The sequence below is a fragment of the Pectobacterium sp. PL64 genome (assembly GCF_022477975.1).
GTDB lineage: Bacteria > Pseudomonadota > Gammaproteobacteria > Enterobacterales > Enterobacteriaceae > Pectobacterium > Pectobacterium jejuense.
The window spans coordinates 2759778-2786657 of sequence record NZ_CP092070.1; the positions used below are offsets into that span (position 1 = coordinate 2759778).

The 26880-nt window shown below is 56.1% G+C and carries 21 protein-coding genes and 1 pseudogene; 9 read left to right on the forward strand and 13 right to left on the reverse strand.

What is annotated here, in order from left to right; all coding sequences use genetic code 11:
- Position 1: 1 nt before the first annotated feature.
- The 5 genes from HP572_RS12435 to HP572_RS12455 are packed head-to-tail and all read right to left on the reverse strand — an operon-like array spanning position 2 to position 5525.
- Positions 2-949 carry a carbohydrate kinase family protein gene (locus HP572_RS12435; protein WP_240583352.1) on the reverse strand — a complete coding sequence of 316 codons (948 nt, stop codon included), beginning with the start codon at positions 947-949 and terminating at the stop codon, positions 2-4.
- Positions 950-1008: 59 nt separating this feature from the next.
- Entirely contained in the window at positions 1009-2007 is a 999-nt protein-coding gene (locus tag HP572_RS12440) for an ABC transporter permease (RefSeq protein ID WP_240583353.1), read from the reverse strand.
- Positions 2004-2996: an ABC transporter permease gene (locus HP572_RS12445; RefSeq protein ID WP_240583354.1), complete on the reverse strand. Its 993-nt coding sequence runs from the start codon at positions 2994-2996 to the stop codon at positions 2004-2006. Before HP572_RS12445 ends, HP572_RS12440 begins: the two co-directional genes overlap by 4 nt.
- Positions 2993-4540: a sugar ABC transporter ATP-binding protein gene (locus HP572_RS12450; protein ID WP_240583355.1), complete on the reverse strand. Its 1548-nt coding sequence runs from the start codon at positions 4538-4540 to the stop codon at positions 2993-2995. The genes HP572_RS12445 and HP572_RS12450 overlap by 4 nt, the downstream gene beginning before the upstream one ends.
- Before the next feature lie 4 nt (positions 4541-4544).
- Positions 4545-5525 carry a sugar ABC transporter substrate-binding protein gene (locus HP572_RS12455; RefSeq protein ID WP_043901888.1) on the reverse strand — a complete coding sequence of 327 codons (981 nt, stop codon included), beginning with the start codon at positions 5523-5525 and terminating at the stop codon, positions 4545-4547.
- 239 nt (positions 5526-5764) lie between these two features.
- Between HP572_RS12455 and HP572_RS12460 the strand changes: the two genes are divergently transcribed.
- Both HP572_RS12460 and HP572_RS12465 read left to right on the forward strand, forming a co-directional pair.
- Positions 5765-6286 (forward strand): acireductone dioxygenase, encoded by a 522-nt coding sequence (locus tag HP572_RS12460; RefSeq protein ID WP_240583356.1) that lies wholly within the window; start codon positions 5765-5767, stop codon positions 6284-6286.
- An 84-nt stretch (positions 6287-6370) separates the two neighbouring features.
- Entirely contained in the window at positions 6371-6835 is a 465-nt protein-coding gene (locus tag HP572_RS12465) for a DUF1456 family protein (RefSeq protein WP_039298484.1), read from the forward strand.
- A gap of 116 nt (positions 6836-6951) precedes the next feature.
- On the opposite strand, the pseudogene HP572_RS12470 reads toward HP572_RS12465, so the two are convergent.
- From HP572_RS12470 to HP572_RS12500, 7 genes and pseudogenes are all read right to left on the reverse strand, one after another.
- Positions 6952-7907: pseudogene (locus HP572_RS12470) on the reverse strand (Rpn family recombination-promoting nuclease/putative transposase).
- A 155-nt stretch (positions 7908-8062) separates the two neighbouring features.
- The gene (cobA, locus tag HP572_RS12475) at positions 8063-8896 is read right to left on the reverse strand and encodes a uroporphyrinogen-III C-methyltransferase (protein WP_240583357.1); all 834 of its coding nucleotides are present in this window, start codon (positions 8894-8896) and stop codon (positions 8063-8065) included.
- 25 nt (positions 8897-8921) lie between these two features.
- On the reverse strand, positions 8922-11630 hold the full coding sequence (locus tag HP572_RS12480; RefSeq protein ID WP_240583358.1) for a nitrate reductase: 2709 nt from the start codon (positions 11628-11630) through the stop codon (positions 8922-8924).
- Positions 11627-15814, reverse strand: a complete 4188-nt coding sequence (nirB, locus tag HP572_RS12485) for a nitrite reductase large subunit NirB (RefSeq protein ID WP_240585751.1) — start codon at positions 15812-15814, stop codon at positions 11627-11629. The genes HP572_RS12480 and nirB overlap by 4 nt, the downstream gene beginning before the upstream one ends.
- A gap of 19 nt (positions 15815-15833) precedes the next feature.
- Positions 15834-16628: an ABC transporter ATP-binding protein gene (locus HP572_RS12490; RefSeq protein WP_240583359.1), complete on the reverse strand. Its 795-nt coding sequence runs from the start codon at positions 16626-16628 to the stop codon at positions 15834-15836.
- A 10-nt stretch (positions 16629-16638) separates the two neighbouring features.
- On the reverse strand, positions 16639-17553 hold the full coding sequence (gene ntrB, locus HP572_RS12495) for a nitrate ABC transporter permease (RefSeq protein WP_039509401.1): 915 nt from the start codon (positions 17551-17553) through the stop codon (positions 16639-16641).
- 12 nt (positions 17554-17565) lie between these two features.
- Positions 17566-18825 carry a CmpA/NrtA family ABC transporter substrate-binding protein gene (locus HP572_RS12500; RefSeq protein WP_240583360.1) on the reverse strand — a complete coding sequence of 420 codons (1260 nt, stop codon included), beginning with the start codon at positions 18823-18825 and terminating at the stop codon, positions 17566-17568.
- A 390-nt stretch (positions 18826-19215) separates the two neighbouring features.
- On the opposite strand from HP572_RS12500, the gene HP572_RS12505 reads away from it, so the two are divergent.
- Positions 19216-19371 carry a hypothetical protein gene (locus HP572_RS12505; RefSeq protein ID WP_240583361.1) on the forward strand — a complete coding sequence of 52 codons (156 nt, stop codon included), beginning with the start codon at positions 19216-19218 and terminating at the stop codon, positions 19369-19371.
- Positions 19372-19496: 125 nt separating this feature from the next.
- On the opposite strand, the gene HP572_RS12510 is transcribed toward HP572_RS12505, so the two are convergent.
- Positions 19497-20786 carry a nitrate regulatory protein gene (locus HP572_RS12510; RefSeq protein WP_240583362.1) on the reverse strand — a complete coding sequence of 430 codons (1290 nt, stop codon included), beginning with the start codon at positions 20784-20786 and terminating at the stop codon, positions 19497-19499.
- A 34-nt stretch (positions 20787-20820) separates the two neighbouring features.
- On the opposite strand from HP572_RS12510, the gene HP572_RS12515 reads away from it, so the two are divergent.
- The 6 genes from HP572_RS12515 to HP572_RS12540 all read left to right on the forward strand — a co-directional run bounded on the left by HP572_RS12515 (position 20821) and on the right by HP572_RS12540 (position 26879).
- Positions 20821-22326 (forward strand): phage tail protein, encoded by a 1506-nt coding sequence (locus HP572_RS12515; protein WP_240583363.1) that lies wholly within the window; start codon positions 20821-20823, stop codon positions 22324-22326.
- Positions 22326-22943: a tail fiber assembly protein gene (locus HP572_RS12520; RefSeq protein WP_240583364.1), complete on the forward strand. Its 618-nt coding sequence runs from the start codon at positions 22326-22328 to the stop codon at positions 22941-22943. Before HP572_RS12515 ends, HP572_RS12520 begins: the two co-directional genes overlap by 1 nt.
- 546 nt (positions 22944-23489) lie before the next feature.
- Positions 23490-25067 carry a cytochrome ubiquinol oxidase subunit I gene (gene cydA, locus HP572_RS12525; protein WP_240583365.1) on the forward strand — a complete coding sequence of 526 codons (1578 nt, stop codon included), beginning with the start codon at positions 23490-23492 and terminating at the stop codon, positions 25065-25067.
- Between the two features lie 14 nt (positions 25068-25081).
- Entirely contained in the window at positions 25082-26221 is a 1140-nt protein-coding gene (gene cydB, locus HP572_RS12530) for a cytochrome d ubiquinol oxidase subunit II (RefSeq protein WP_240583366.1), read from the forward strand.
- Positions 26222-26240: 19 nt separating this feature from the next.
- The gene (gene cydX / locus HP572_RS12535; RefSeq protein ID WP_010278781.1) at positions 26241-26345 is read left to right on the forward strand and encodes a cytochrome bd-I oxidase subunit CydX; all 105 of its coding nucleotides are present in this window, start codon (positions 26241-26243) and stop codon (positions 26343-26345) included.
- Between the two features lie 168 nt (positions 26346-26513).
- The gene (locus tag HP572_RS12540) at positions 26514-26879 is read left to right on the forward strand and encodes a YidH family protein (RefSeq protein WP_039471932.1); all 366 of its coding nucleotides are present in this window, start codon (positions 26514-26516) and stop codon (positions 26877-26879) included.
- Position 26880 lies beyond the last annotated feature (1 nt).

Below are 26880 nucleotides of genomic sequence, written 5' to 3' on the forward strand. Positions count from 1 at the left end.
GTCAGTACCTCCTGATAGGCGTTTTTGCCATAAACTGCAGCGTATGTTCCCAGTCAATCACGCCCGCATCGGATCCCAATCCGGTAGCCACCAGCCCTGAAACGGCCGAGCCGAGCTGGCAGGCCTGCTCCAGATCCCAGCCTTTTGCCAGACCGGCAATAAAGCCGCCGCAATAGCTGTCACCGCAGCCCGTGGTATCCGATACCGACACGCGGTAAGCGGGAATACGCAGCGCAACATCCTGGCCGAACACGTAAGAGCCGGCTGCTCCCGCTTTGAAAATACAGGTGCCGACGCCGCGATCGAGAAAGAAAGCCGCAATCTCTGCGGGTGTAGTCAGGCCGGAGATAAACGCGGCCTCGTCCAGCGAGGGCATAAAGTAGTCTACATCCGGCAGTAGCGGCGTCAGCAGCGCCAGCGTCTCCGCGTTTGGTGCGATAAGATCGAAACTGGTCGTCAGCCCCTTCGCTTTGGCGTATCGGAGCAAGCGCGCACTCTGCCCCTGATCCATTTTCGCCAGCAACCCCGTGCCGCCGTGGTGTAAGAAACGTGCATTGCACACGGCGTCAAAATCCTGCTCATCGATGAACAGGTGATCTGACGCCCCGCGATAATGCAGCGCCGGACGCTCGCCATCAGGCCGAATAGTCAGAATCGTTGCCGAGGTCGATGCCGCCGTCGTTCGCTGTACCAGAGAACAGTCGATGCCCAGCTTGCGATAGGCCGCCAGAATAAAATCGGCTTTTTCATCCTCACCGAGACAGGCCGCCGTGGCCGTGCGGATACCCAGTTTGGCCGCGTTCATCGCCGCTCCGCTGGCCGTCCCTGCAGGATTAAGGCGAATTTCATCGATAAAGTGGACACCGCCGCCTTCGGGCAAACCGGTCACCGGCCGACCGGCGACATCCAGAATAGTTAATCCAACAAAAACCGCATCAAATTGGCTCACGCTGACTCCTTCTTCAAATTCTGCTTCTTCACGCTCTGTTTTTTATTCATGTTCGAACATTATTGTCGCTGACGCAGCCGCCCTTGCAGGAAAGAGAGCGCCAGTGCCAGTACCAAAATCACGCCGCTCAGCGCATCTTTTACGATGAAGTTCAGCCCCATCAGGTTCAAACCGTTGGCGATCATACCGAGAAACAGCACGCCGATTAGCGTCCCCACCACATTCGGTCTCCCCTGCGCATGAAACGCGGTGCCGATGAAAACAGCGGCAATCGCGTCCATCAGGTAAGCCTGTCCGGCCAGCGGCGTAAACTGCCGCAAATTGGCGGATAACACCACGCCGCCGATGGCGCACGTCACCGACGTGACAATCAGCAGCCAGAACATCGTACGCCGTACGTTAACGCCGGCAATCAGCGCCGCTGGCGCATTCAATCCCATTGCATGGATACGTTTACCCGCAATCGTCCGTTCAAATAACAGGTAATAAACCAGCAATAGCACCGCCACAATCACGATCGGCACCGGAATACCCCACAGATCGCCCACGGCCAGCTCATGGTACTGCGGTGCCATTCGGCGGTAAGCGATCGGCCCGCCGCCCTCGGTGTAGATTCGTTCGATGCTGCTACCGATAAACCACGTCCCTAGCGTCGCCAAAAACGGCTTAATTCGACAGTGAATAATCAGCACCGCGTTAAGCAAACCAATCAGTGCGCCTCCCGCTAATGCGGCCAGCACCGCTGCCTGCCACGGCAGACCATAGACTTTGAGTGCCACCAGCGCAAAGGCGGCGCCAAAATCCAGCGCAACGCCCACGGACAGATCGATTCCGCCCGCCGTCACCACCAGCGTCATAGCCAGCGCCACAATCAGCAGTACCGCGCTGCCCTGTAGCAGATTTGCCCCGTTGCCTAACGTTAAAAATATCGGGTTTTGCAGCGAAAAAAACACCAGAAAAGCCAACAGGATGACCAGAAAACCATAGCGGATAAAGAACGACATCCCCAGTCTGCCGCCCGGCAACGCAGGCTGCGCCGCCAAAGAAGAAGGTTTCACGCGTGACTCCTTTTCCTGCGTAGCGAGGCGGCGGCGAGCACCACCAGAATCAGCACACCTTTAATCGCGCCGACCCAGAAGATATCGACTCGCAGCAGCGCCAGACCGTTCGATAAGGCATTAACCAGCAGCGTACCCAGCAATGCGCCCCAGATAGTGACCACCCGACGGCGAGAGAACGCCGCGCCGAGAAACGTCGCTAATACCATTTCCAGCAATAGTGGTTCTGCCGTGCCGGGCGAGCTGCCAGACCCTTGCGCCACTAACGTCAACGATGCCAGCGCCGCCGCCAGCGCACCTAACAGATACGAACCGATAACCAACGGCGTGTGGGAAATGCCTGACAGCTGCGCTGCTTCGCGGCTTCCGCCCGCAGCCTGCAAATGCTGCCCCCAACTGCTATGGTGAACGATAAACTGAAACAAGAGGAAAACCAGCAGCATAAACCACACCGCCAACGGCAGGCCAAGCAGATTGCTATCACGAAACGCCACAATCAGCGGATCGCTAACGCTGATGCGCCGCTGCTGGGTCAGTAAATTGGTAAGCCCGATAACCGCCACGGAGCAGGCTAACGTCGCCAATAGCGGCGGTAGCCGAATCGCCACCACCAGTGCGGCATTCACCGCCCCTGCTAATAATGCAGCTCCCGCCACCAGCGCAATCAGCCACGAATAGCTGATACCTGCGTTCGTCAAACCGTCGCTGACTATCGCCACAGCGAGTACCGCAATCGCGGGCAGCGAGAGATCGATACCGCCGGAGACAACATCGTCACCGCCGCCCGTAATGACGCAGACCAGCCCGAAGCACAGAATCGCCAGTGGCGCGCTTTGGCGTAAAATAATGGTGATATTTTGCCAACTGAGAAAATAAGGTGCGCTCAGGCAGAGGAACAGCAGCAGCGCCGCAAACAGCAGTAAGGGAATATGATTGAAAAGCCCGGCGAAACGCGGCGTCGCTCGGATGGACTGTAGAGTGCGAGTCATACCACCTCCTGCGTTCGACCGCTGCTGGTCAACGCCAGCAGACTATCCAGCGAGAGGCGTTCCGTCGGCACATCGGCGATAAGTTCACCGCGCCACATCACCAGAATGCGATCGCATAGCCCCAGAAGTTCACCGTCATCGCTGGAAGAAACGATAACCGCTCGCCCTTCCGCCGCCAGTTGCCGGGTAAGCTGATAGATTTCTGCTTTCGCGCCAATATCGACGCCCAGCGTCGGTTCATCAAGAATAAACAAGCGAGTATCGGTCTTTAGCCAGCGTGCCAGTATCACCTTCTGCTGGTTACCGCCGCTTAAATTGCGCACGGGCACGCTGACATCGCGCGGCCGGATATCCAGCGTCTGCGCCAGATGATTCGCCTGTGTTACCGCTTGCTTACGCTGCAGCCAGCCGCGCCAGGCGACAGCCGGCAAGGAAGCCAGATTGATATTGTCAGCCACGGATAGCGGTAAAATCAGCCCGTCGTGGCGACGATCGCGCGGTACCAGCGCCATACGCTGCGCGATGGCCTGTACCGGAGAACGCGGACGCAGCGTCTGACCCTCGATCACAATATGTCCTTCACGGGCGGGCGTGATGCCATAGAGCGCATCAATCAGCGCCTCACGCCCCGATCCTAACAACCCCGCAAGGCCAACAATTTCTCCCGCCGCCACCTGAAAACGGATCGGCTGGAAATGCTGCCGATCCGTGAGCTGTTCGACCTGTAGCAGCGGCGTCTCGCTTTTTTCTGTCTTGCGTTTCCCGTCAAACAGGCTGGCAATCTCTCGCCCTACCATCAGGCGAATCATTCCATCAATGTCCTTCGTATCGGGATCGTCCAGCGTCGTCACGCCCTTACCATTGCGTAACACAGTGACGCGGTCGCAGATATCTGCAATTTCATTGAGATAGTGAGAGACATAGATAATCGCAATCCCGCGCTGTTTCAGCGTCTGGAGCGTATGCAGTAGCTGCGTGGCTTCCCGCGCTTCCAGCGGCGCGGTCGGCTCATCAAACACCACCAGCCGCGCCTTGCCGTCAATCAGTGCTCGTGCGACCTGCACCAGTTTACGTTCCGCCAGACTTAACTCCCGGATGAGTCGATTGGCGTCTATCGATAAATTGAACGTGTGCTGAAAGAACTGTTCCGTTTCACGCCGCATCGCCCGACGATCGACACCTCGCCAGCGGTTCACTCGTTCCTGACCGAGAAACACCGACTCCGCCACGGTAAAATGGGGAATCAGATGCAGTTCCTGATGGATAAAACGAATGCCGTGCGCGTGGATAACCGCGGGCGTCACAGCGCTCAATCGCTCCCCATCGACAGCGATCTCGCCGCCGTCTGCGGCATAAACGCCAGCCAGCACCTTAATTAAGGTCGATTTCCCCGCGCCGTTTTCCCCGATCAGGCCGAGAATTTCTCCCGGCCGAACCGTTAGCGATACGTTGTCCAGTGCGGGAATCCCTGCAAACTGCTTGCTGATGTGCGTCATTGCCAGACCGCCGCCGGACGGCGACGGGGCTGAGTGATATCCCACCATAGCTTTATTTCAGTTCGCCATAGCCAAGCTGCTTATAAACCGCCTTGGCTTCTGCCTCCCCTTTGACAGGCAAGACTGGCACAAACGTCTGCGGTAGCAGCGTGGCTCCCGCGAAATAACGGGCGACGTTTTTCGCCGATGTGGTGCCGATCAGACGCGGCTGCTGCGCAACGTTGGCAACAAACGGGCTACCTTTCTCCGCCATAATTTCCAGCGTTTCTGGCCCGGCATCAATCGCCGTGACTTTCACGTCCTTGTCACGCCCGGTTTCTTCCAGTGCCTGCACCACACCGATGGCCGGCTGATCCCAGCAGGCAACGTGGATCGCATCCAACGTGCCTTTCGGGTACTGGCTCAGCAGCTCAAGGGTTTTCTTGCGCGCGTCTTCCGGCGAGTTGGAATATTGTTCAGCCAGCTCAGGCTGAATAATTTTGATCCCCGGATAATCTTGCAGAACATATTTCCACAGGTCATAGCGAATACCGCAGATGCGCAGCGCGTTGGAGAAGGCGTTGAAAACCGCGATGTTACCTTTTCCGCCCAGCGCATCCGCGGTATAGCGCCCGATCGTCGAACCGATGGCGTAGTTATCCGACGTCGTGTTATTGATGGAATACGATGAAACATGATCGACGGTGAAAACCGGAATCTTTGCCTCACGCAGCGCTTTAAACTTCGGCTCTACCGCGCTGTCGCCGAGAATACTGATCACGGCATCGACCTTACGCGCCAGCAGGATATCGTGGTTATTGGCATGAACCTGATTATCACGCCCCCCATCCACACCCACGACCTGCCCACCGAGTTTCTCAATTTCTTCGGTCGCCCCTTTATAGGCCTCACGGTCCCAAAAGTGCTGTGTTCCCACCACGGCAACACCGATGGTTTTTCCCTTCAATGACAGTGTCTCATCCGCTGCCTGAACAGAGGTCATTACCCCTGTAGCCAACACGCACGCAGCAAGACGAGAAAAGCGAGTCTTCATCATTTTTATCCCGATTCTTATAAAATTATTAGCAGGAAAAGAGATTAGCAACGGGAAAAGTTAAATCGAAATAACAAAAATGATAATGGCTAGTGATTAAATAGAAATAGCATTGATATACAGATGTAGCGATTTTTACTTATTGAATTTACAAGAATAAGTTATAAAAAATGCATCTTGTTTTTTATCCCTATAAAGTGAATGGTTAAGATTCTTCTATACCTAAGGGACAAGCAGACATGACCACGCTATCGATTTACCACCGCCCGCACATCACGCAGCCCGTCCAGCAGATCACCACGTTTACTGACATCGCTTCCCTGCTCGCCAGCGCCGGGATCCAGCTAGAACACTGGCAGACCGACGCACCACCGCTCGACGCCAGCAGTGAAACCATTTTGGCTCAGTACCATGCCGATATTGAACGTCTCAAACAGCAGGAGGGCTACACCTCTGCCGACGTGATCAGCCTGACGCCGGATCATGCTGAGAGACTGGCACTGCGGGAAAAATTTCTTCAGGAACACACTCATAGTGAAGATGAAGTGCGTTTCTTCGTGCGCGGCAGCGGAAGCTTCTTTGTGCCGATTGGCGAGCAGGTTTTCCAACTTACCTGCGAGGCCGGCGATCTCTTACGCGTGCCCGCTAACACGCCGCACTGGTTTGACTGCGGCGAATTTCCTGATTTTGTCGCGATCCGCATTTTTACTAATCCAGAAGGCTGGGTTGGGCACTTTACCGGACGGGAGACGTTTCACTAATTCCACGATCGTTTCTGCATTTCTCCGCCGTTCCCTTTATACTGTGCGTTTTGTACCAAGACGAACGGCGAGACCCCTTCCGTAATGATGAATAACGATGTCCTGCGCAGCGTGCGCTATATGCTGAATTTGAATAATGACCACCTGCTGAAGATCCTGGCGCTGGTGGAGATGACCGTCCCTCCCCAGCAGTTGGCGAGCTACGTCAAAAAAGAGGGAGAGGAAGGCTATCAACCTTGCCCAGACATCGTGATGAGTTATTTCCTGAATGGGCTGATTCTGCAAAAACGTGGGCAAGATGAAAACCAGCCTGCGCCGCAGTTTGAGCGCAAGATGACCAACAATATTATTCTGAAAAAGCTGCGTGTCGCGTTTTCATTAAAAACGGATGATATTCAGGCGATCCTGCTGGCACAAAATTTTCGCATTTCAGTGCCGGAAGTTACCGCGATGATGCGCGCGCCTGATCATAAAAACTATCGCACCTGCGGCGATCAGGTTATCCGCTACTTCCTGAAAGGGCTGACAGCGCGAGTACGTAAAGGCTAAAAGCGCCATTAACGAAACAACGTGAGCGTTGCCCGACTGACCTTTTCTTGTAAAGGCATCAGCAACGCTCGGTTTTAGTACGGTATTATTTAGTGCTGATATCGTTGAAGACGGTATCAATGCTGTGTGTCATGCAGGATAGCCGTGACCAACTGCTCGAGCTCTTCTTCCTCAAGCTGAGTGACCTGCTGCACGCTGTTCTTATCCATTCCCGTTAGCAATAAATTACGGGCAATTTGCCTGGCACTGTTTTTCATCCCTTGCTCAATGCCCTGCTCCAGACCTTGTGCTAATCCTTGCTGAATTCCGCGTTGGACTCCCTCGTCGAATCCCATTTTTTTCAATTGTTCTGCAATCGTCATAATGTCCTCTTGACCGGTTGATAGCGGTGCTGCCAGTGCGTCAATGAAGTCTGCGGGTTTGGATGTGTTTCCCGCTTGTGCAATATAAAATAACAGCGCCCGACGCTGCGTCAGCGGCACCGACCAGCGTTCAAATAGTAACCCAATCTCACGCGCCAGCTCCAGCATATACGGGTACGAATATGCTTCTGTACCAGTTCCAGTAACGCCATGCGTCGGTGCGTGCGAATCTCATCATCCGAAATAGCAGTTAAATCCACTAGAGGGAAAGGCTGTTCATACAGCGCTTGTGCCAGTACAGGATCGGCGAAATTGTCCAGCCAGCGAAGGCTATAGGGATAAGGACGCGCTCTGCCATGATAAAACAGCAGCGGCACCACCAGCGGTAAGCGATCGTGTCCCTGATCCAGATGTTGCTGCATAGCAGCCAGACAATAGCGCAGCAGCCGGAAAGCCATCTGCTTTTCCGGGCGGCTTTGGTGTTCAATCACGCAGTAAATGTACCCTTTGCCTACGGTGGTGCGCAGCGAGTACAGCACGTCCGATATCCGCGCGCGCAGCTTTTCATCAATAAACGACGCGGATTCCAATTGCAGCGTGCTGAAATCACAGCGCTCGCGGATTTCATCCGGCAGATGAATAGTTAGAAAATCCCGTGCGACGGCGATGTCGCTCAGAAACTGTTTGAAGATCGCATCATGCGATGGCATCTCGTCCCCTTCCCTGTAGGCCATGACTGAAAATTCAGTAGGGAGGGTAACGGGGACACGATAATAAAGCAGAAAACAGCGTAGAAAGTGGAAAGCGCCTCGAAGAAAAACTGCTTTATTTCGAGGCGCTGACTGTAGGCAGGGAGCCGTTGCCGTCAGGCGGCTTCATGTTTTTCCACCGTCAACCGCGCTGGGGCTGCGTCGACCTGCAACGCCGGATGACGGCAGAAGCGGACGACGTCACCGACCACCAGCAGACTAGGTGACTGTGGCTGATAACGTGCCAGCAATGCCGGTAAGGTCGCCAGCGTCGCGGTTAATAACCGCTGATCCGGCTGGGTGCCACGTTCGATAATCGCAACGGGCGTCTGCGCGGACAGCCCGTGCTCGATCAGGCGCTGACACAGCCGACTGCTGTGGCTCAGCCCCATATAGAACACCAGCGTTTGCTGGCTGTCCGCCAGCGTCGGCCAGTCCAATTGCGGCTCGCCATCGCGCGAATGGCCGGTCACGAAACGCACCGACTGCGCGCAGGCGCGGTGCGTCAGCGGTAGCCCCACTGCTGCCGCACAGCCTGTCGCGGCGGTAATACCGGGCACCACATGGCAGACGATTCCAGCCTGCTGGGCATAATCCATCTCTTCGCCGCCGCGGCCAAAAATAAACGGATCGCCGCCCTTTAGACGGATCACTCGCTGCCCGGCCTGCGCCAGTTCAACTAACAGCTGATTGATTTTTTCCTGTGACAGGCGGTGACAGCCGCGCGTTTTTCCGACATCGATACACAGCGCCTGCTCCGGCACCAAATCCATAATCTCCGCCGACACCAGCCGATCGTAGACCACCACATCCGCCTGCTGGATTGCCCGCAACGCCTTCAGCGTCAGCAGTTCTGCATCGCCCGGCCCTGCGCCTACCAGCCAGATTTCACCGCCGACTACAGGCTGACGCCGTTGGCCCTGCGCCAATATTGATTGTGTTGTCATCATGTCACACCTCATTACGCCGTGGCGCTCAACCTGCTTTTTTCAATTCATTGACCGTTATCGGCACATGCTGGCTCAATAACGCCTTCAGTTCGGGGATACAGGAACCGCAGTTGGTCCCACATTTCAGCGTGCCGCCTAACGCTGCTACGCTGTGACAGCCTTTACGAATCGCGCCGACGATGATCGCTTCGCCAACGCTATAGCAACTGCAAATCGTTGCCCCTTGCGTCACCTGCCCCTGCGGTGCCTGACCCGCCAGCAGCGCGTGGCGTTCGTGCGGGAGCTGTGGCGGAGTGATAAACGCCTGACGCACCGCATCGCTATCGATACGCAGCGCCTGTGCACTGACATAGCAGGCCAGCACCACGCGACCATCGCGCCAGCCAATCAGATGAAAGACGCCGTTGCCCTGTGCAACCTGACACTGCATATTTTCCAACCCATAATGCTCGGTCAGCCATGCCTGCCAGTCGTCCACCGGCACGCGATCGGCAAACAGATACTGCGTCACACCCTCATGAGGCACTTTGCTCCAGTAGGTGGCAGGCGGCGGCAGAACGTCATGCTCTGCGGGTAACGTTAATGGCGCGGTAGCTGGTTCGTCAGCAAAAAACAGCGTTGCCTGCCAGGCGGTATGCCAGGGTTGGATACGCACCCGGCTGTGCTTGCTTTCCGGCTGACCGGAATGCGGATCGGTAATCGGCGCGACTAAACTGTCAGCCCGCGCCTGAGCGCTGAACTGCTGATTCCAGTGCATCGGTACAAACACACTGCCGCGTGCCTGTCCGGCGTCGAGTCGCGCCCGCGCCAACATCCAGCCATGTACCGACGACAGACGCACCAAATCACCCGCCTGAATGTCATGCGTCTGCGCATCCTGTGGATGCAACTCGCAGTAGGGTTCGCTGATATGACGCATCAGCCGAGCCGCTTTGCCCGTACGCGTCATGGTGTGCCACTGATCGCGAATACGCCCGGTGTTCAGCACCAGCGGATACGCCGCGCTCCACGGGTTTTGCGGCAGCGACGGCGTGACCGCCACGAGACGCGCTTTGCCATCGGCATGCCAGAATCGACCATCGTCACCCAGTCGGGCGCGCCCGTGTGGGTATGTCGTATTTACCGGCCACTGTATCGGTTCCAACTGCTGCCACTGCTGATTGCTGAGCGTCGCCAGCCCGCTGATATCGAACGCGCGGCTACCGTTATTCTCAAACCCGGACAGCGCCGCATGCTCACGAAAGATCTCCGCCGGATGCTGATAAGCAAATGCCTCAGCAAATCCCATACGCTGCGCCACCTGACTCAGTATCCACCAGTTGGCTTTGGCTTCCCCCGGCGCGGGCAGAAAGGCTCGCTGACGAGACATCCGGCGTTCGGAATTGGTTACCGTGCCGTCTTTCTCTCCCCAGCCCAACGCAGGCAGTAAGATATCAGCGGTTTCTGCGGTATCGGTATGGCGCATCACCTCGGAGACAATCACCAGCGGGCAGCGTTCCAGCGCCTGTTTCACCCGGTCAGCATCCGGCATCGACACCACCGGATTGGTGCCCATAATCCACACCGCTTTAATATCGCCGCGTTCAACGGCGCGAAACAGATCCACCGCGTTCAGACCGGGCTGCGTCGCGACATTATCGCTCTGCCAGAAGCGCCCTACGCGGTCGATGTCCTGAGGCGTAAAGCCCATATGACTGGCAAGCTGATTGGCCAATCCGCCGACTTCACGTCCGCCCATTGCATTTGGCTGTCCGGTTATCGAAAAGGGGCCGGAACCCGACACGCCGATTTTGCCGCTCAGCAGATGCGCATTGATGATCGCATTGCATTTATCGCTGCCCGAGGACGATTGATTCACGCCCTGCGAATAGAGCGTGACCACTTTATCGTGGGTGCTGAACAGGTGATAGAAATGCGCGATATCGACCTCATCCAACTGACAGAACTCCGCAACCTTCGCTACCGACCATGGCTGCGCTGACTCTAATGCCTCTTCCACGCCGGAAAAACGCTCAGCCAATTCGATACGATCGATGCGTGAATCCTGTGCCATCCAATGCAGCAGGCCGTTGAACAGCCCGGCATCGCTGCCGGGTTGCAGCGGTAAATGCAGGTCGGCAATGTCGCAGGTTGCGGTACGTCGAGGGTCAATCACCACCACCTGCATCTGTGGTCGCTGCTGTTTGGCCTGCACCAGCCGCTGATAGACCACCGGATGCGCCCAGGCAGTATTAGAACCGACCAGCACCACCACATCCGCCAGTTCGATATCTTCATAGTTACAGGGAACAGCATCTGCACCCAGCCCGCGCTTGTAGCCGATCACCGCAGACGCCATGCACAACCGCGAATTGGTATCCATATTGGCGACGCCAATGAAACCTTTCATCAGCTTGTTAGCGACGTAGTAATCTTCCGTCAGCAGTTGGCCTGAACCATAAAACGCCACTGACTGCGGGCCGTGTTGCTGCATAGTTGCCAGCAGTCGTTCGGCTACCGTATCAAGCGCCTGTTCCCAGCTAACGCGACGCCCTTCCACCAGCGGCCACAAGAGCCGGCCTTTCAAATCCAGCGTATCTCCCAGCGCGGAACCTTTGACGCACAGGCGACCCAAATTTGCCGGGTGCGCCGGATCGCCACTGATCTTTACCCCACCTTGCCCATCGTGTTCTGCCAGCACGCCACAGCCGACGCCACAATAGGGGCAGGTTGTCCGACAGACGCGCGCGTTCATGATGCTTTTGCCATGGCAGTGTCTGCCAGAACGACGCCTTCAGGCACGGCCAGCGGCTGACGGCATACCCAAATCTCGTCGTCTTCCACGCGCACTGGCCAGGCACGTACGTACAGAGAGCTATCATCCGGGCTCACACCATCCCGCAGCTTGAAGCGTTTCTTGTACAGCGGTGAAATCACCACCGGTTCACCGGCGACATCCCCCAGTAGCCCACGCGACAGCACATTTGCTCCACTGCCCGGTTCGTGGTTTTCCAACGCGTACACCTGCTGCTCGCTACCCGGCAGGTGGAACAGCGCGATCTGCTGCTGTCCGAGGCGCGCCGCCATGCCGGCATGACGTGGAATATCGCCCAGCGTCGCCACCTGTACCCACTCCGCCTCATGCACGGCGGGTTTCAGAGCAACCGGTTCTGGCGAGACCACTTTCTCATGATCCTGCGCCGGACGGATTTGTCCACGCTCAGGCACCATCACCACCGCTTCATCCGGGCTATCGCTGTTCAGGAAGCCACGGAATAGCGCCAGACGTTCCGGGCTTTCCAGCGTGGTTTGCCATTCGCACTGGTAGGCATCTACCACGCGCTGCATCTCTTTATCTAACTCTTCACCGATATTCAGGCTGTCTTCCAGAATCACCTGACGCAGATAGTCGATACCGCCTTCCAGATTATCCATCCAGGTGCTGGTGCGTTGGAGACGATCGCCGGTACGGATATAGAACATCAAGACCCGATCGATGGTGCGCAGCAGGGTTTCCGTATCCAGATCGCTGGCGAAGAGATCCGCATGGCGCGGCTTCATACCGCCATTGCCGCACACATACAGATTCCAGCCTTTATCCGTGGCAATCACGCCGATATCTTTGCTTTGTGCTTCAGCACATTCGCGGGTACAGCCGGAAACCGCCATCTTGACTTTATGCGGCGAACGCAGCCCCTTGTAACGATGCTCCAGTTGGATCGCCAGCCCAGTGGAATCTTGCACACCATAGCGACACCAGGTCGATCCCACGCAGGATTTTACGGTACGCAGCGATTTACCGTAGGCATGGCCGGTTTCAAATCCGGCATCGATCAGCTCGCGCCAGATCGCTGGCAGTTGTTCCAACCGCGCACCGAATAAATCTACGCGCTGACCGCCAGTGATCTTGGTGTACAGGTTATAGCGCTGTGCCACCTGACCGATGGCGATCAGTCCTTCCGGTGTAATTTCCCCCGCCGGAACGCGCGGCACGACGGAATACGTGCCATCTTTTTGGATGTTGGCGAAAAAACGATCGTTGGTATCCTGCAACGGCAGGTGCTGCGGTTGCAGCAGATAGTCATTCCAGCAGGACGCCAGCATCGACCCCACCAGCGGCTTACACACTTCGCAGCCCAAGCCGTGACCGTAACGCTCAAGGAGACTGTCGAACGAGCGGATCTCATGTACGCGAATCAGGTGGTACAGCTCCTGACGCGAATAGGCGAAGTGCTCGCAAATGTCCTTCTTCACTTCGACACCCAGTTGCGTCAGTTCGTACTCCATCACCTGTTTCAGCAACGGCACACAGCCACCGCAGCCCGTACCCGCTTTGGTACAGGTTTTCAGCGCGCCCAGTTCGCCGCAGCCGCCTGCTACTGCTGCCGAGATATCGCCTTTGCTGACGTTATGACAGGAGCAAATCTGTGCGCTAGCCGGTAATGCCGCCACGCCCAATCCTTTTGGCGCATCGCCAGAACGCGCAGGCAAAATCAATCCTTCCGGCTGTTTAGGCAACGGCATATCGTTGAGCATCATTTGCAGCAGCGTGCTGTAATCGCTGCTGTCGCCAATCAGTACGGCGCCCAGTAAACGCTTGCCGTCAGCAGAGACGACAATTTTCTTGTAGATCTCGTTCGGGCCGTCCGTCCACTGGTAGCTTTGGCTCCCCGCCGTGCGCCCATGTGCATCGCCAATCGAGGCGACGTCAACACCCAACAGCTTCAGCTTGGTACTCATGTCCGCGCCGGTAAATGGCGTATCGCGCTGCGCCAGCGTATCCGCCACGCTGCGTGCCATCTGGTAGCCCGGTGCCACTAACCCGAAAATCTGACCTTTCCACAACGCGCACTCGCCGATGGCGAAAATCGCGTCATCAGAGGTCTGGCAGTGGTCATCAATCACGATGCCGCCGCGCGGCCCTTTCTCTAAATCGCAGCTGTCTGCCAGCTTGTCGCGCGGGCGAATCCCAGCGGAAAACAGCACCAAATCGGTTTCCAACACGCTGCCGTCGGCAAAGCAGAGACGGTGCAACGCCTGCTCGCCGTCGGTGATCTCGCGCGTTTCTTTGCTGAGATGAATCTGTACGCCCAGCGCCTCAATTTTGCGCCGCAGCATAGCGGCACCGCCGTCATCGAGCTGCACCGCCATCAGACGCGGCGCAAACTCCACTACATGGGTGTCCAGCCCCAACTGACGCAGGGCGTTTGCCGCTTCCAGCCCCAGCAGGCCGCCGCCAATCACCACGCCAGACTTGCCCTTTTTCGCCTGTGCCGCAATCGCGTCCAGATCGTCCAGCGTACGATACACCAGACAGCCGGGGCGCGTATTGCCGGGAATCGGCGGAACAAAGGCATAAGAGCCGGTCGCCAGCACCAGCTTGTCGTAGGCGGTTTCCCTACCCTGCGCATCGCACACGCATTGACGTTCACGGTCGATAGCCACGATCTCACTGGCGCTACGCAGCTCAATGCCGCTCTCGGCAAAAAAGCCGTCTTTTACCAGTGACAAAGAAGCGGCGCTGCGGCCGGAAAAATACTCGGAGAGGTGAACGCGGTCATAGGCTTCATGGCGTTCTTCGCCAAATACGACGATGTGGTAATGCTGATGCAGGTCGCGTTCAACCAGCTGTTCAAGAAAATAGTGGCCGACCATACCGTGGCCGACGACAACCAAAATAGGTTTGCTCATGACAGGAATCCTTACAGCTTCAGGCTGTGGGTCAGAATCAGGGGAAGAAAGACCGAAAAGCAGCGAGGCAGGCGGAGTCATCTCGCCCGCTGTCGTGCTCTCCATCGCGGCCAGCAGGCGCTGGCTGTCATCGGTGTCGCCATACAGCAGGACACCGCTCAGCCGCCCGTCGCGCAGTAGCAGACGGCGGTAGTGCTGCGTCTGCGGATCAAAAAGGGTGTACACCTCATCATCCGGTGCCACGTTAATATCGCCGCCGCTGACCACGCCAATTCCCGTGACTTTCAGCCGCGTTGCAGCCTGTTCACGTTGATAATCTTTCGGTGTGTGTCCGGCAAGGCGCTGTGCCACCAGCGTGGCATGGGCGAAACACGGGGCAACCAGCCCGAAGATTTCGCCATTGAGTTCACAACATTCACCGATTGCGCTGATATACGGGTCGGCAGTTTGCAACTGTCCGTCCACCAGCACGCCGCGGTTACAGGGTAAGCCGCAGTCGCGCGCCAGCTGGCTAGCGGGAATCACACCCGCGGTCACCACCACCAGTCCGGCCGGAATCGTGCGACCATCGGCCAACGCCACAGCCGTTACGCCTTTTTCATCGCCATGCAGCGCGACTACCTGCACATCCGTCTCACAGGCAATACCGCGAGCACGCAGGCTGTCGCACAGCAGCTCGCTCGCCGTCGCATCCAACTGACGCTCCATCAAAACCGGAACGCGATGCAGCAACGTGACGTCAGCACCGCGCAGTTGCAGCGCCGCTGCCGCTTCAATACCGAGCAAACCGCCGCCAATCACCACCGCCGGAACGGACTGGCGAATCGTCGCCAACATCAGCTCGACATCATCCAGCGTGCGGAAGCCGCACACACCCGCCAAATCGATGCCCGGCATCGGCGGCATAAACGGCGTGGAGCCTGTAGCCAACACCAGATGATCGTAATGCAGTTGCCGTTGCGTCGTTGTCACCTCACGCTGCTGGCGATCGATATGCGTGACCCGCTCACCCAACAGATAATTCACCGGCAGCGCCGCATCGTCGTCGAGAGTCGCGGGCGTCAGCAGCGTATCCGTAAACGCTTTCTCGCCGCTTAATACTGGCGACAGCAGGATGCGGTTATAGCTGGCGCGCGGTTCATCGCCAATCACGGTAATGCGGTAACGCGTTGCGGCCAGTTGGCGCAGCACCTCGACGAATCGTGCGCTCGCCATCCCGTTACCAATCACAATCAGATGCGGTTTCATCATCGTTCCGGCCTCGCTGTCAGGCTGCTTTAGGCTGTTTTTCATATAAGAAATGCAGCACTTGCTGACGGTAGTGGTGGTAGCGCGGATCGTCGGCCAGCACGACGCGTGAACGCGGACGTTCCAGCTCGACCGTCATGATTTCACCGACCGTCGCCGCCGGGCCGTTGGTCATCATCAGTACGCGATCCGACAACAGCACCGCTTCGTCAACGTCGTGAGTAATCAGCACAATCGTGGTTTGCAAGCGCTGCTGAATCTCCATCACCGCATCCTGAAGATGTGCGCGGGTCAGTGCATCCAGCGCGCCGAACGGTTCATCCATCAGCAGTACTTTCGGCTTCATGGCCAGCGCGCGGGCAATCCCCACACGCTGCTTCATCCCGCCGGAGATCTCATTCGGCCGCTTGTTCAGCGCGTGCTCCATATGCACCAGTTCGAGATTGTGGGTAATCCATTCGTGCATTTCGCGCTTGTTCATCTGACCGCGAAACACCTGGCGTACCGCCAGTGCGACGTTTTCGTAGGTGGTCAGCCACGGCAGCAGCGAGTGGTTCTGAAAGACTACGCCGCGCTCCGGCCCCGGGCCGTCGATTTCACGGTTGTCACACAGCAGGCCGCCGCTGCTCGGCAGCGTCAGACCCGCAATCAGGTTCAATAATGTAGACTTGCCGCAGCCGGAATGGCCGATCAGGCTGATCGTCTCACCGGTGTGAATATCAAAACTCACCTGATCCAGCGCCAGAAACTCACCGCTGGCGGTATTAAAACGCTGGCTCACCTGCTGCACTTGAATAATCGGTGTTGTACGCATCGTCGGCTCCTTAGCGGTTGTCATAGCTGAAACGGTTAGCAATCCACACCAGTCCCTGCTCAAGCAGCAGACCGATAACCCCAATCACCACGATGGCGATGATGATGTTTTCCACATTCAGGTTGTTCCACTCATTCCAGATCCAGAAGCCGATACCGACGCCACCGGTCAGCATCTCTGCCGCCACAATCACCAGCCAGGCGACGCCAATCGACAGACGCACGCCGGTCAATACGTTAGGTAACACCGCAGGCAGCAGGATTTTGCGCATGATGGTGAATTCGGAGAGCTTCAGGACTCGCGCCACGTTCAGGTAATCCTGCGGGATACGGCGCACACCTTCGGCGGTGTTAAGGATCATCGGCCAGATGGAGCAGATAAAAATGGTCCAACTGGATGCCGGTTCGGCACGCTGGAACAGCAGCAGGCCGATAGGCAGCCACGCCAGCGGGCTAACCGGGCGCAGCAGCGAAATGATCGGGTTGAGCATGTTAGCCAGAAACGTAAAACGACCAATCAGGAAGCCAGCGGGAATGCCGACCAGTGCCGCCAGCCCGAAACCGATACCAACGCGTTGCAGTGAGGCCAATACGTTCCAGCCGATGCCCTGATCGTTCGGCCCTGCGATGTAAAACGGGTCGGCAAAGAGGCTGAGCGCCGCAAGCCAGGTCGTCCAAGGCGTCGGGAAGTTTTCGCTGTTGAGCGCGGCAATCTGCCAGACCGCAACCAGCAGCCCCAGTCCGAGAACCGCAGGGAAGAGTTGCTGAAACAGCTTACGCAGCAGCAGGCGGTAGGCGAAAGTGGGAGCCGCTGGCGCTTTTGCGGGCGTTACGGGTTTAGTTGGCAGCGGCGTAATATCGGCGCTGCGTACGGTTTCCGGGGCGTTATCCGCGGTAATTGGAATGACCTGGGCCTGGTTTTTCATCATCAACCTCACTTATTTCTTCACGCTAAAACTGTTGGCATAACCCGCTGGATCGCTACCATCCCAGCGACGGCCATCGATGAGCACGCTGCTGCGCATGTCGCTACCGGGCAATGACACATTCCCCACGGCATCGGCCGCCTGCTTGTAGATATCAATGCGGTTAACCTGCTTCGCGACAGCCAGATAATCCGGCTCTTCGGTGAGCAAGCCCCAGCGTTTGTGCTGGGTGAGGAACCACATGCCGTCGGACAGGTACGGGTAGTTCACGGAACCGTCGTGGTAGAAACGCATCGCGTGTTCGTCTTTCCAGCTTTTCCCTAGCCCGTTCTCGTACTGGCCCAGCATGCGTCCAACGATGGTTTCTTCTTTGGCATTGATGTACGCGCGTCCGGCAACAACGCCAGCCGTTTCGCGGCGGTTGTCGTCCGAGGCATCAATCCAGCGCGAGGCATCGAGGATCGCGGCGGTCAGCGCGCGTGCACTATGCGGGTTGGCGTTTACCCAGTCAGCGCGGGTACCCAACACTTTTTCCGGGTGATCCGGCCAAATGTCTTGCGAGGTGGCGGCGGTAAATCCGATTTTTTCGCTGATGGCACGCTGGTTCCACGGCTCGCCGACGCAGTAGCCGATCATGTTGCCAATCTTCATGTTCATCACCATCTGCGGCGGCGGCACCACTACGGTGCGCACGTCGTTCAGCGGATGAATGCCGGCGGAAGCCAGCCAGTAATAGAGCCACATGGCGTGCGTACCGGTTGGGAAAGTTTGCGCGAAGGTGTAGGTGCCCGCCGGACTGGCGGCGATATATTTTTGCAACGCGGCAAGATCCGTGACGTTGGCTTCACGCAACTGGTTTGCCAGCGTGATCCCTTGTCCGTTTTGGTTGAGCGTCATCAGCGCAGCCATGTTGCTCTGCGCCCCAGACAGCCCCATTTGCAGACCGTACAGCTGCCCATACAGAATGTGAGCCGCATCCAGTTCGCCCGATACCAGCTTGTCGCGTACCGCCGCCCAACTGGCTTCTTTGCTAGGAACGATTGTGATGCCGTATTTCTTATCGAAACCTTTCACTGCGGCCATCACGACTGAGGCGCAGTCCGTCAACGGAATAAACCCGACCCGAATTTCCTTTTTCTCCGGCGCGTCGGAACCCGCCGCCCAGGCGCTATTCATTAATCCCGGCAACATCAGGCTGCCGCCCAGTGCAGCACTCCCCAACAGAAACTGGCGGCGAGAGACGGTCATGCTTTTGGTTTTGGAATCACTCATCAACGACACCCTTGCGCAAAACACCTTTTCAGGCGGTAAAAACAAAAACGGCGTCCACAAGCCCATGCAGAATCTGCACGCTTATGGACGCCGTTGTCCGATTAACACCTTCCGCACCGCCGTTGGCCCGAAACGCATTATGAATGTTTGGTTGTTGCTAATGAGTTAAAGCAAGGTTTGTGCCAGCTATCACACTTTTATGCGATTCCCTTCACAGCGGCGGTCTCTTGATCACATTTCTATACAGATTCAGAGACCGTTTCGTGCGCCATACCGCCACCCTTTTATGCAATACCGTACACGCGCCCGACGCAGGGCGCTCAAGCGCCGCAGCCCTGCGAACCCTGGCTTCTGGCTAAATTATGCCGCTACGCGGTGCCATCGGTGAACATGACCGCTAATCGAGCCGCCAGTGACGCGTTCCGTCAGGCGACTGATTTTCCGAAGGAACCGCGCAGCGGCGTAATTTCCCGCGAAAAAGCCTCGGGTCACGGGGCGGCGGCGACTGAGCGCCCCGTGTCGTGCGTGTGCTACGACGTAGCATAGAAATGACGATATCTTTACGCACGAAACCACCACTCACAGCCATTGACTCCACGATTTCTTCTTCACAAGACGGCGTCTTGCACCGCGAGCAAGCAGAACACGCACAGTTCATGTGCATATACCTCTTAAGGGTTATCTCCAAATACATCGGCTACCGCGAGCATCGCCGTCGCGATGTCAATCAGCTTTTTATTCTGGCTCATCGCCATGCGGCGCAGGGTTTTGTATGCATCTTCTTCGCTTAATCCACGGTGCTGCATCAGTAAGCCCTTCGCGCGATCGATTTGCTTTCTTTCATTCAACGTGGCTCGCAATGCAGCCAGTTCATGATCCTGCGCCTGTAAGCGCCGCGATTGTTGCTGCACCAGCGACAGCAGCGATCTCCCCAGCTGTGGAGTGACGCCATCGCTATTCAGCCAACCGGGAGGGACGTTCTGCCCTTCAACGTCGTGACCAGCGATAAATATCGAATAGCCAGAATCGTCATGCTCCTGCTGCACCATCAGCGCGTCGAGATCCGCGCGCTGATCGCTGCATGCCTTCTCCGCTGCCGCAATACGGGTACGGCAGCGCTGCATCAGCGTCTGCTCCAACTCATCTTCCATCTGCTTCATTTCGTCGATGCGCTTAGTGGCAATCGAAAACCAGTGCAGGCTATCCGCCTCCGACAGCTTTTCTATCGGGCTGCGGGTGCACACAATGCGGCGCAGGCGCTCAAATTCGCTGTCTACCGCGATAGCACGCCAGCGCTGCTGATTTTCTTCATCGCTAAAATTCAGAAAGGTATCGAAACAGCGATCCTGCCGCTCGATCAAGTCCAGCAGCTTTTGCCGGGTTTCCTCATCGACGCTGCCCGCCGCATAGGCCGCCGCACCGATAGCCCGCTCCTGCCCCGCCAGCTCTTTCCCTTGCATAAAGCTGAACATGGCAATCAGCGCGCGGGAAATTCCCGGATCGGCTGCCGTGTCCGAGACCTCAAAAACCAGCGCCAGCAGGTTGCGGACAATGTCGTTGAAAAACGTCATTGCCTGCGGCTGAGGCAACAAGCGCTGGCGAATCTGCTGACGTAGTGCGGGCAGCAGACTTAGCGCATAAACCACGCTGGCAACGCGGCTGAATAAACGGCTCGCCTGCGGCAACTCCGCCGTCATTTTTTCCAACCCCGCCAGATGCGTCATCAAATGCGTCTGCGCCGCCTGCACATCTTTCTCACGTCGCACCAGCTCGTCGGCGAACAATCGGCCGTCGGAGCAAAGAAACAGGTTGGCCGTTCCCCGTTCACGCTGCAATAGATGGACGAGCTGGCTAATTTTGCCCACCAGCTCACCGCTTTGCAGCAGGTAGCGCAGGCTGTTCAGCTCACACTGACGCGAGGCAAGTAAAAATCGAATCGTCGTTGAAGGCTCCGCCACCATTGCACTCTCTCCTGAAAAAACCACGATCGGGAATATGCAATTAACGCGCCATTTGCATCAGCCCGCAGTTATCAGGAAGCAAGGACATAGCATCCGCACGGTTACTGCCGCTTTCGTACACGTTTCACTTCAATTTTTAAACTGCGTTACTAAACCAGCCCCATCGCAAAAGGTACTCTCATCATCGTTACTAAAACTGTTTTATAGCCATCAGCATGATGCTGGCATCGGCATGGAAACAGAAAGGATCGCTGTAAAAGCCGCTGTGGCAGCGTTGGTCAATGGTTCTCCCGCGGCGCTCGATACGCTGCAAGAGCTGGCTACCGCGCTGGGTAATGACCCGAACTTCAGCACAACGGTGCTGAATGCACTGGCGGGGAAACTGGCAAAAGATCAGAACGGTGCGGATATTCCAGACAGAGAATTGTTTAACAGAAATATCGGTTCGGGTCGCGCATACAGCTCCGCAATTGATTTCGGTGGTACATCCGGCGAATGGACGACCGCTGACTTTATCAACTGGCTACGTGAGCGTGGTGCATTTTCGCATGCGTACTGGACATGTAGAGGGTCTTGGTCATACGCAAGTAATAGAACAATCACAGATACTGAGTGCGGTAATCTGAATTTAGCTGGCACCGTTGTAGAGGTTTTTGGCCACAATGGAAATGTAACAATTAGGGTAACTACACCGTCTGCTGCCCCACGTGCCAGCGATCATGCTAACGCACAGTTTACATATGTGTTTAACGGTACAGACTATTTCCCCGGCTGGCGACGTGACTATAACACCCGAAATAAGCCAACTGCTGCCGACGTGGGAGCATTGCCTATCGCAGGCGGTGTGCTACAGGGCGGAATCCGCATAGGTGCAGGAAATATAGATTTACCCGCCAGCCGTGCAGTAGTCGGTGTGATACCAGATGAGAGCTACAGACAAATGCTGTCGCTATCACCCGATAATACTGTTGTTGTCGGCAGTCCGAATAGTTCAACAGTTATTCATACAAATGACCGCGTATACATTGCAGCGGCGGGTGGTGCATGGCGTTCCGTCTATCACGAAGGGAATCTAACCCCTGCCGCAATCGGCGCTATGCCAATGTCCGAGCTGGCAGGCATGCCGCAGCTATTTCCCGGAGCTATCGCCCCTGCTGGCTGGCTGAAATGCAACGGTCAGCAGTTCGATACAGCGCAATTTCCTGTTTTAGCGTCCCGCTATCCGTCTGGTTTCCTACCCGATTTACGCGGCGAATTCGTACGCGGTTGGGATGACGGTCGCGGTGCTGATGCTGGGCGTGCGTTGCTGTCAGCGCAGGGTGATGCGATCAGAAACATAACTGGGTACCTCAACCCCGGAGGAAACGGTGCTTACGGGGATGGAGCATTGTTCAAGTACGACGTAGGCCGACAGAATTCATCTGGTGGTGCTAATTCTGACTCAGCACGCTTTACATTTGATGCGTCAAGAGTTGTACCCACGGCTAACGAAAACCGCCCCCGCAATATCGCCTTTAACTACATCGTGAGAGCAGCATAATGAGCAACTATTCAACACAAATTAAAAACGCAGAACTGAACGAACGCGGACTTGCTATCAACACCGGGTGGATTACGGTTTATCACGTTAATCCGGCTACGCGGGAATACCAGAGCGCCAGCTATGAATATGTGATGCAAGGTGTTGGCCTGCCCGCCGACAGCTACGCAGACGAACCGCAATTGCCGCCTGTCGGCCAAGCCTTGCGCCGTAGTGCAGACGGTAAGGCATGGGAACAGGTGCCAGACTATCGCGGTCAGACCGTTTACAGTACGGAAACACGACAGGCACAGACAGTGACGCAATTCAGCGAACTGCCGGAAAATATAACATTTCTGGCTCCAGCAACTGAGTTTGATCAGTGGGATGGGGCGGCCTGGGTAACAAATCTGGAGGCGCAACAGCTTGCCGTAACCAAAAGCCTACAGCAGGAACTGGCGGCACGGCGCGCGACAGCAAATAGCCGAATTGCCGAGCTGAACTATGCAATGGACTTAGCGATTGCCACGGATGAAGAGCAAGAACGGCTAACCCAATGGAAACTTTATCTGGTTACGCTGAACCGCATTGACCTCACCGCTGCATCTGTCGTGTGGCCAGAAGCGCCTTCCGTGTAATCGCCGGTACCAGTACTTCATTATATAAAGTGTGCCGTATTTTAGCGTACGGCACACACGCCTCATCTCCCTCTCTTTAGGCAAGAGAGCCTGATAATTCCCAATTATTTTTCATCGCCAAATGTAAAATTAAATAAAAAATGAAACTGTTATATTTATACATCTCAAATCTGTACTATTTTAATTAAATTCATTTTTCAACACCAACAGAATGGAAGAGTAAAAAACTAATAATTAAATTTTAATGAAATTAAAAACCAAAAAATAAGGTTAAATTGAAATATAAAAACAAAATAATGACATTAGAGATAAAAAAACCAAATCAACAAACTGTACTATTTATCCTTCCATTTTTGCACGTTATAATCCCCGCACGTTTTATTCACTACTCATTCTTATCTCACTTCAATCAGTGAAGTTAATTTCTGACGGATGAAAATACCGTCGGCCGTAATCTATTTTCGTTTTATTCGTCACGATTTATTCCGGCAAGCATCGGAATAACAATATGGCGTGCATTTTCCTGCCTGAAGCTAGGAGCCTAACATGTTTGATGTCGTTGAGCTGTCGCGGCTGCAATTTGCCCTGACTGCCATGTATCACTTTCTTTTCGTCCCGCTGACGTTGGGGTTGTCTTTCCTGCTCGCCATTATGAACACCACCTATGTGTTAACCGGCAAGCAAATCTATAAGGATATGACCAAGTTCTGGGGCAAGCTGTTCGCCATCAACTTTGCGCTGGGCGTAGCGACCGGACTAACGCTGGAATTCCAGTTCGGCACCAACTGGTCTTACTATTCTCACTACGTGGGCGATATTTTTGGCGCACCGCTGGCGATGGAAGGACTCATGGCGTTCTTCCTCGAATCTACACTCATCGGCCTGTTCTTTTTCGGCTGGGATCGCCTGACCAAAGTCCAGCATATGCTGGTGACCTGGTTCGTCGCGCTAGGCTCCAACTTTTCCGCCCTATGGATTCTGGTCGCCAACGGCTGGATGCAAAACCCGATTGCCGCTGAGTTCAATTACGAAACCATGCGCATGGAAATGCTGAGCTTCGCCGAACTGGTGCTGAACCCGGTCGCGCAAGTGAAGTTCGTCCACACCGTGGCTGCGGGCTACACCGCTGGCGCGATGTTCGTCCTCGGGATCAGCTCTTACTATCTGCTGAGAGGTCGCGATATCGCCTTTGCCAAGCGCTCGTTCGCCATTGCCGCCAGTTTCGGTCTGGCCTCGGTGCTGTCCGTGATCGTACTGGGTGATGAATCCGGCTATGTGATGGGCGATGTGCAGAAAACCAAGCTGGCAGCGATCGAAGCCGAATGGGAAACGCAGCCCGCCCCCGCTTCTTTCACGCTGTTCGCCATCCCCAATCAGGAAACGATGCAGAACGATTATGCGATCCACGTTCCCTACCTGCTGGGGCTCATCGCCACGCGTTCACTCGATAAACCTGTCGTCGGCATCAAAGACCTGATGGCGCAACATGAGATACGCATTCGTAACGGCATGACGGCCTATGGTCTGCTGGAGGAACTGCGTTCAGGTAATACCGACCCCGCAGTTCGCGCGCAATTTGAGGCTGCCAAACGCGATCTTGGCTACGGCCTTCTGCTGAAGCGCTATACCGATGATGTCGCCAACGCCAGCGAAAACCAGATCCAGCAGGCAACCAAAGACTCGATTCCCCGCGTCGCGCCGCTGTATGTCGCTTTCCGTCTGATGGTGGGCTGCGGCGTGCTGATGCTCGGCATTTTTGCTCTGTCGTTCTGGAGCGTCATACGCGGCCGCATGGGGCAGCGTAAATGGCTGCACCGCGTCGCGCTCTACGGCATCCCCCTGCCCTGGATCGCGATTGAATCCGGCTGGTTTGTTGCTGAGTACGGTCGCCAGCCGTGGGCAGTTGGTGAAGTCCTACCTACCGCCATCGCCAATTCGTCTCTGGAAGCACACGACATCCTGCTGTCGATGGGGCTGATTTGCGGCCTGTACACCCTGTTTCTGGTCGCGGAAATGTACCTGATGTTCAAGTTTGCCCGACTGGGGCCAAGCAGCCTGAAAACTGGCCGCTACCACTTTGAGCAACCGACGACACAATCACTCACAACACCTGCAAAACCGTAACGGGAGCCATAATAATGCTGGATTACGAAACATTACGCCTGATTTGGTGGGGATTGATTGGCCTCTTGTTTATCGGGTTCGCCATCACCGATGGCTTTGACATGGGTGTGGGCATTCTGCTGCGTCTGCTAGGCAAGAATGATACTGAACGGCGAGTCATGATTAACGTGATCGCCCCGCACTGGGACGGCAATCAGGTCTGGCTGATCACAGCGGCAGGCGCACTGTTCGCCGCCTGGCCGATGGTGTATGCCGCCGCTTTTTCTGGTTTCTACTTCGCCATGATTCTGGTGCTGGCCGCTCTGTTTTTCCGCCCGGTTGGCTTTGATTATCGCTCCAAGCTGGAAAACCAGCGCTGGCGCAATATGTGGGACTGGGGCATTTTCATCGGCAGCTTCGTCCCCACGCTGGTGTTCGGCATCGCATTAGGCAACCTGTTGCAGGGCGTGCCGCTGAGCGTCGATATGTATTTGCGTCTCACCTACCACGGCGGATTCTTTGGCCTGCTGAACCCGTTCGGGCTGCTGGCAGGCGTCGTGAGTGTCGCGATGATCGTCGCGCACGGTGCAATTTACCTGCAAATGCGCACCACAGAAGCGCTTCAGCGTCGCGCGCAAAAAACCGTCCTGATCGCCAGCGTGCTGATGAGCATCACCTTCTTACTGGCCGGCCTTTGGGTGCTGTTCGCCATCGACGGCTACGTGATTACCTCCACGCTGGATAAAGCTGCCCCGTCTAACCCGCTGAATAAAGAGGTCGTCCAGCAGGCCGGGGCGTGGTTAACCAACTTTACGGCCCACCCTGCGCTGTGGGCGATTCCTGCACTGGGTGTGGTTCTGCCGTGGTTCACCTGTCTCTTCTCGCGCGTGAACCGCTGTGGCTGGGGTTTCCTGACCTCGTCATTGACGATTGTCTGCGTGATTCTGACGGCAGGCATTACGCTGTTCCCGTTCGTGATGCCTTCCAGTTTCGATCCCAACGTCAGCTTGACCATCTGGGATGCCACATCCAGCCAGCTTACGCTTCAGGTGATGACCATTCTGGCCTGTATTTTTGTTCCCACCATCCTGCTTTATACCAGCTGGTGTTATTACAAAATGTTTGGCCGGATCGATGCCCGCTACATCGAAACCAATAAGCATTCCGTTTACTAACGACTTGAGGATAAAGAGCATGTGGTATTTCGCCTGGATACTCGGCACGCTGCTGGCCTGCGCGTTCGCGCTGGTCACCGCGCTGGCAGTAGAGAACCATGAAGCGGGCAAAGACGCGTCCTGAGAAAACGAAGCGCCTTACCGGGCGCTTCATCATTCTTTGCTGAGACAGCATCGCTGAGACAATTGTCGCTGATACCGTCATCAGGGCAGACGAAACCCGCCAAGGGCGCTAGAATGCAGACGCTGCGCCCAATCGGATGCCCTCTTTAACCTGAAATCAGACGACAACATGACAACACCCAGACAGGACAAAACGCCGTGGTGGAGTCAGGGGAAAACCCCGGACTACCGTTTTTCATTAGCGAATGAACGCACCTTCCTGGCGTGGATTCGCACCGCGCTGGCGTTTCTTGCAGGTGCGGTGGGTATCGATCAGTTTACCGTCCATATCGATCCGCTGGTGCGTCAGGGGCTGGCTCTGCTGCTGGTCGTCTGTGCGGCATTGCTCGGCGGTCTGGCCTATCGTCGCTGGGTAAGCAATGAGAAAGCGATGCGTCAGGAAAGCGATATGCCGTATACGCCGATGCTGCTGATCGTGACGCTGTTTATCACCCTCATTGCCATCGCACTTGCCGCGATGATTCTGTTCGGGTAGC